General features: G+C 55.6%; 6 protein-coding genes. 3 read left to right on the top strand and 3 right to left on the bottom strand.

The features are described 5' to 3' along the window. Both DI14_RS11680 and DI14_RS11675 read right to left on the bottom strand, forming a co-directional pair. On the bottom strand, positions 1 to 388 hold a 388-nt coding region (locus DI14_RS11680), incomplete at its 3' end, for an IS1182 family transposase (protein ID WP_034808736.1). Between the two features lie 295 nt (positions 389 to 683). Further along, positions 684 to 2,012, bottom strand: a complete 1,329-nt coding sequence (locus DI14_RS11675) for an alkaline phosphatase (protein ID WP_235193463.1) — start codon at positions 2,010 to 2,012, stop codon at positions 684 to 686. 204 nt (positions 2,013 to 2,216) lie between these two features. Here DI14_RS11675 and DI14_RS11670 point away from each other — a divergent pair, with 204 nt between their 5' ends. After that, positions 2,217 to 2,849 carry an HAD family hydrolase gene (locus DI14_RS11670; RefSeq protein ID WP_034808734.1) on the top strand — a complete coding sequence of 211 codons (633 nt, stop codon included), beginning with the start codon at positions 2,217 to 2,219 and terminating at the stop codon, positions 2,847 to 2,849. A 36-nt stretch (positions 2,850 to 2,885) separates the two neighbouring features. Here DI14_RS11670 and DI14_RS11665 read toward each other — a convergent pair whose 3' ends face one another. Beyond that, the gene (locus tag DI14_RS11665; protein WP_034808732.1) at positions 2,886 to 4,298 is read right to left on the bottom strand and encodes an NAD-dependent succinate-semialdehyde dehydrogenase; all 1,413 of its coding nucleotides are present in this window, start codon (positions 4,296 to 4,298) and stop codon (positions 2,886 to 2,888) included. 86 nt (positions 4,299 to 4,384) lie between these two features. Here DI14_RS11665 and DI14_RS11660 point away from each other — a divergent pair, with 86 nt between their 5' ends. Further along, positions 4,385 to 4,897, top strand: coding sequence for a glycerol-3-phosphate acyltransferase (locus tag DI14_RS11660; RefSeq protein WP_034808729.1), 513 nt, complete (start codon positions 4,385 to 4,387; stop codon positions 4,895 to 4,897). After that, positions 4,894 to 6,419, top strand: a 1,526-nt coding sequence (locus DI14_RS11655; protein ID WP_051622709.1) for a GNAT family N-acetyltransferase, incomplete at its 3' end; no start/stop codon positions are given. The genes DI14_RS11660 and DI14_RS11655, both read left to right, overlap by 4 nt.

The raw sequence follows: 6,419 nt of genomic DNA, 5'->3' as shown, positions 1-6,419 counted from the left end.
TCTCGACCGTGTGTCCAATCAATTTGTCGAGCAGCTCGTCGTCGTCCATACGCTGACGGCGGAACTTCGTGAGCGAGGAGGGGTTGATGACGTCATCCTCCGGTGCCAGGTCCAGAAAATATTTGTAGGCGAGATCGGTCTTCGCCCGTCTGACGAGGTCGACGTCGGACAGGTTCGAATGCGCCTTCAGGAACAGATACTTGAACATCCGGACAGGATGGACGGCCATCCGACCGTTGTCGTGGCAATACGTGTCCTCGAGCAACTCGGTGATGAAATCGAACGGGACGAGGTCGTGGATGAGCCGCAGCTCGTCATCGGCCGGGATCAACAGATCATAGAGGGCCGCATACGGGCTCGGCGGCATGTTCGGCAGGTCGGGCATCATCGGGATCGCCTCCAAGTTGGTTGGTTACTGCCAGTATAGTCCGGAATGCCGGGCGCGTACAGCGCCGCCCGAGGGCACGCCGACTCCCGGGGAATCAGCGGGCAAGGCGAGACCCAGCAGCGACACCGTCGCGATGCGGCTCGACGCCCGCCCCCAGGAAAGCGGCGTGCCGGACAGGGCGGCTGAAGGGCGATGAAAACAGAGGAGCGCCATCCCTTCCGGGACGACGCTCCTCTGTTCAAAAACATTTGAAGTTTTTCAGTGCCCTCGAAACGTTTCAGCCGGTTTTTGTGTCTCACTTTAATAATTTCATCGCCTGTAAAATATGTTTTGGAACTTCCGTGTTGTCGAGCAGTCCGTTGAATCGCTCTTGTTGCGGCCCGTACGCGTAGAGCGGGACGTCGACGCCCGTATGTTGAGTCGTCGTCCAGCCGACGTATGCCCGCTGACTAATGATTTCATTCAAAGTCATGACACGTTTTGATTCATCCGCCGATCGGATTAGTTCAGCCTCTTTCGGTGTGAGTTTCATCGATGTATACTGCTCGACGACGTCCTCGACGTTTGTCAGCTCATCATTGAACGCGTCGACCATGAAGTCCCCGGTCGCTGTGACAGAGCGGAGTACTTCAGGTTTTGCGATGTACTCGCCGTAACCGCCGACGGACATGCCACCGGTGTCGTGATCTCCGGCCACGACGACAAGCGTCTGTTTGTCCTTCATCGCGAACTGGAGGGCGGCTTTAAACGCCTCGTGGAACGCTTCTGAATCTTTCATCGCCCAAGCGGCATCATGGGCATGACCGGCCCAGTCGATTTGACTTCCTTCGACCATGAGGAAGAAACCGTCTTGATCTTGTTTGAGTGAAGTGAGGGCCGCGTCGGTCATCTCGGCCAAGCTCGGTTCGTTCGTTTGATCGCGGTCGAGTTCAGGTGCCATCGCATCGTCCGCGAAGAGGCCGAGTAGTTTAGCAGACTTGGCTGCTCTCAACTCGTCTCGGTTCGTCGCATAGGAGTAGCCGGCTTCTTTTGCCCGTTTAATCAAATCCTCTTTTTGTAACCCGCCGTTCGCTTCAGCGGTGAAATATTTTTGACCACCGCCGAGGAGGACGTCGACCTCGAGAGCGTCCATATACTGTTTGGCAATCTCAGCTTCGCTTGCTCGTGAAGCGACGTGAGAAGCGAATACGGCGGGTGTCGCATGCGTGATGGTCGACGTGGCGACGAGCCCGGTCGCTTTCCCGTTCTGGCTCGCTCTCTCGAGCACGGACGTCAACTCGTTTCCGTCTGGGTCCATGCTGATCGTCCCGTTGTTCGTCTTCACACCGGTCGCCATTGCCGTGCCGGCTGCAGCCGAATCCGTCACTTTGGAATTTGCGGAGTAGGTGCGCATCATGCCGGTCAATTGCTTGTCGAGCGCCGTCTCTTCCTCGCCCGCATACCAGCGATAGTTTGTCGCATAAGACGCGGAATAGCCGTCCGGAATCATGAGGATGACGTTTTTGACTGTCCCTTTCCCGTGCTTCCCGTTTGCTTCGGCCGTTTCATGGTTATGTAGCCCGGTTGTCAACGTTCCCGCCGTCAAGCCGAGGGCGAGCGCCCCAATCATCCATGTTCGTTTCATTTGTTTGCCTCCTCGAGTGATGAATCTTACAAACCGAACTATAACGGACGTACATTGCAGTCTCGTTTCCCTCATTTTGAGAAAATGTAAAGATTTGTAGGTCCGAGGTACATAGGTCGACTTTTGGCCTAGCCACGTTTCTGCTTTAGCTTTTTCGGGCATTCTGCTACGGTAAGGGAAGTAGAAGAGAGAGGGGTAACGATTATGGCAGTGATTTTATTTGATATCGATGGAACGCTTGTCGACACGACCGTTCCGATGACAAAAGCGATTCACGAAGCGCTCGAACAGCTTCCGCATTTACCAAAACCGAGCGAGGAAGCGGTCCGTTCCGGTTATGGGCTTGCCGGGAATGCCTTTTGGGAGCATGTGATTCCGGAAGCGACGATTGAAGAGATTCGCCAAATCCGAAAGCTTCGTCATGAGACGCTCGAACGCGCGATGGAAGGACAGCATGTGTTGTTCGACGGCATCTATGAGATGCTCGAGACGCTCCATGCGGACGGGCACACGTTGACGACGGCGAGCAATTGCGGCGTCCATTATTTGAACTTGATTTTGGACTCGCAACGGATTCGTCCGTTCATGACGGCGCCGGAATGTCTCGAATCGGTGAGCGGGGAGAAGAAGGCGGACATCTTGACGGCACACCGTCTCCGTCATGGGGATGGGAACTACGTTATGGTCGGGGACCGCAAATCGGACGTCGAGGCGGCGCGGGCCCATGACTTCCCTGTCGTCTTGACCGGATTTGGTTTCGGGAACGAAGAGGAGTGGGCGCTTGCCGATCACGTGATTGAAGCGCCGGCTGATTTACTGGACATCGTAAACGCATGAGAAAGACCGGTTGAACAAACGTTCAACCGGTCTTTGTTATAGGCCGAGCGAGATGTACTTCACTTCTAAGAACTCTTCGATGCCGTGGTGACCGCCTTCACGTCCTAGGCCGCTCTCTTTCCATCCGCCGAACGGGGCCTGCGGCGTCGAAGGGAGGCCATCGTTGACGCCGACGATGCCGTATTCGAGCGCTTCGGCTAAGTAGAGCGCCTCGTTGATGTCTTGCGTGAACACGTAAGCGGCGAGCCCGAACGGGGTCGCATTCGCCCGTTCGACCGCCTCCTCGAGCGTATCAAACGAGGCGATTGGGGCGACGGGACCGAACGTCTCTTCGTTCATGCAGAGCATATCCTCGTTCGCATACCGGACGACGGCCGGACGAACGAACAACCCGTCGAGCTGTTCGCCGCCGAACACTTCGCCGCCGCGAATTTGCGCATCTTCGAGATGTTTCATCACTTTGTCGACGGCGGCCTCATCGATAAGCGGACCGATGTCGACGCCGTCCTCGAGCCCGTTTCCGACCTTGAGTTCCTCGACCGCCTCGATGAACTTCTCTGAAAACGCGTCGACGATGGAACGTTCGACGTAGATTCGGTTGGCGCACACACACGTCTGGCCCGCGTTTCGGAACTTCGTCGCGATCGCTTGCGGGACGGCTTTCTCCAAATCGGCTTTCGCGGTGACGATGAGCGGGGCATGGCCACCGAGCTCGAGCGAGATTTTCTTCATCGTGTCGGCGGCGTCACGCATGAGCATCTTCCCGACTTCGGTCGAGCCGGTGAACGTCAATTTCCGGACGCGCGTGTCCTGTTGCCATGCTTTGACGATATCCGAGGCCGTCCCGGTCACCAAATTGATGACACCGGGCGGGAAGCCGGCCTTCTCTGAAAGCTTGACGAGGTCAATCGCGGTCAACGGCGTGGCCGACGCGGGCTTGATGACGACGGTGCAGCCCGAGGCGAGCGCCGGACCGACTTTTCGGGTGATCATCGCCGCTGGGAAGTTCCACGGGGTGATGGCCGCCACGACGCCGACCGGTTGCTTGATGGCGAAGATACGTTTGTTGTTCGCCGAGGCCGGAATCGTCTCGCCGTAGACGCGGCGTCCTTCGGCAGCGTACCATTCGATGAAGCCGTTCGCATAACGGATTTCCCCGATTGCTTCTTTTAGCGGCTTGCCTTGCTCCTCGACCATCGTCCGACCGAGCGCTTCCGCTTCTTCTTCAATCAAGCGATGCCACTCGAGCAAGAGCGCCCCGCGTTCTTCGGCCGTCTTTTGTTGCCACTCCGCCAACGCCGCATGAGCGGCATCAACGGCACGACGGGCCTCCGTTTCTCCGCTCTTCGTGACCGTTGCCATAATATTTCCGGTCGCCGGATTTCGGACTTCGATTGTTTCATCCGTCTCGATCCATTCCCCGTTAATCCAGTTATGTTCAGCTCGCATCTTGATTTCCCCTTTCATCTAGGTGCACAGTAAGAAAGTACCCGTTTTCAAAAATCATACACAATTTTACAAAGGGGAGACGAATCATGTGGATGATTCTCATTGGTTATCTCGTGGGCAGTGTGCTCGGGGGACGCCTCTACGGTTTAATAAGTGGACACGACCTCTCGAAGAGTGGATCCGGTAATACAGGGGCGAGAAACGCGTTTCGCGCAGGTGGAGTCAAAGCGTTTTTATTTGTCTACGGGTTCGACGTCTTGAAGACGGTCCTCGTCTTATCGTTTAGCGGAACGTATTTTTGGGAGACCGCCCTCGCTTTGACGGTGGGGCACATTTATCCTATCTGGCAGATGAGACGTGGTGGGAAGGGATATGCCGTTTTTTCTGGAATTATTTTAGCGTATAGCCCGCTTTGGTTTGTGGCAGGTCTTTTGCTTTTACTCGTCTTCATCAAACTGACGGGCAACTCTCGGGAGACGGGGCTCGTGATGCTCAGCTTGTTGCCTCTTGCGGCACTTGGTGAATGGAGCGACGTGATGATTTCATGTGTCATCCTAAGCATCATCTGGTGGCATCATCGAAAGGGGAAAACGACATGATTGAATTTCGACAAGCAACGCCGGAAGATGCACCGGCGATTCATCGGTTGAATTATGAGACGTTCGTGGAAGAGATTCCACAGCACCAACCGAACGAGGAACGACGCCTCGTCGACCGGTTTTATGACACGAGTACATATTGGGTCGGGGAACAGGATGGCCATCTCGTCGCGATGTGCGCCTTACGTACAGCGCATCCTTTTTCATTGGAACAAAAAGGGGTCCGGCTACCGCCGGGGGAATGGATGGAAATTCGTTTACTCGCGGTGACCCGTTCTTATCGAAATACGCGTACGTTCGCCGGCTTGATGCGCGCCGTGATGGAAGACGCATTAGCACGAGGTGTCAAGGGCGTCGTGATTAGCGGGACGACACGTGAACAAAAGCTGTATCGCCGTTTCGGATTTGTTCCGTTCGCCCCTCCAGTCGGTCCGGTGGAAGCCCGATACATTCCGATGCTGTTGACGCGCGCTGGTTTCTTTGAGTCGGAGACGTCTGCAGTTTTACGGCCGAAATTGCTACTTGCCGGTCCGGTCGAACTTTCTTTGAACGTACGTCAAGCCCTCACGTCACAGCCGATGCCCCATCGTTCGAACGAAGCGAAGCGATTATTGCAAAACGTGCAGGCGAAGTTATCCCGTCTCGTGAAGTTGCCATACATGTATACATTACTCGGTAGCGGGACCGTCGCGAACGACGCGGTGGCGGTGCGTTTAGCGGGACGCGGGCTCATCTTGGATACGGGCGAGTTCGGAAAACGGCTCATGGATCATGCGAGACGTGCCGGCCTTTTATTTGACGTGCTCGCGATGCCCCATTCAGAGGCAGATTGGCGCGAAGTGGAACGGTATGCACCGAAATGGATTTGGACCGTTCACTGTGAGACGTCGACCGGAGAACTCGTCGACATGGAACGCTTGCGTCGCTATGCAGGCGAACACGACACAATCGTGGCGATCGATGCCATCAGTGCGGTCGGAACGTTTGAGATCGACTATTCGTTTGCCGATCTGGTGACATTCGTTTCTGGAAAAGCGCTCCGGGCCGCTCCGGGCCTCGCTTTTGTCGCCATGAAGAAACGAGCTGAACCGATTCGAAGGATTCCTCGCTATCTGGATTTGGCACAGTATGATCCCATCGCGTTCACGCAGTCGATGTCTTTAATCAAAGCACTCGAGGTGGCGTTGGATGAACTGACCGAGGCAGAGATTGAGACACATCAACGAAAGATGGACGTTCTGCAGGAGACGTTCGCAAAGCACGGTGTCCCTTTCAAAAAGAAACCGAATCAAGCGCCTGGGATTTTAGCTCTTCATTTACCCGATCCTCTCTCGTCATCTGAACTTGGGAACCAACTGCACTATCATGGGTACCGCGTCCAATTTGAAAGTGACTACTTGAAGGCGGCGAACTGTCTGCAAATTTCAACGATGGGCTGGACGACAACGCGCGACGTACGAGCGGTCGCCACGCTCGTCGCGACATGGATGCACAAAAAAACCGCCACGATGGAACGAGGGCA

The organism is Exiguobacterium sp. AB2 (assembly GCF_000696055.1).
Taxonomy (GTDB): domain Bacteria; phylum Bacillota; class Bacilli; order Exiguobacteriales; family Exiguobacteriaceae; genus Exiguobacterium; species Exiguobacterium alkaliphilum.
The sequence above is the reverse complement of the archived record's forward strand: the minus strand, read 5'-3'. Positions and strand labels throughout refer to the sequence as shown.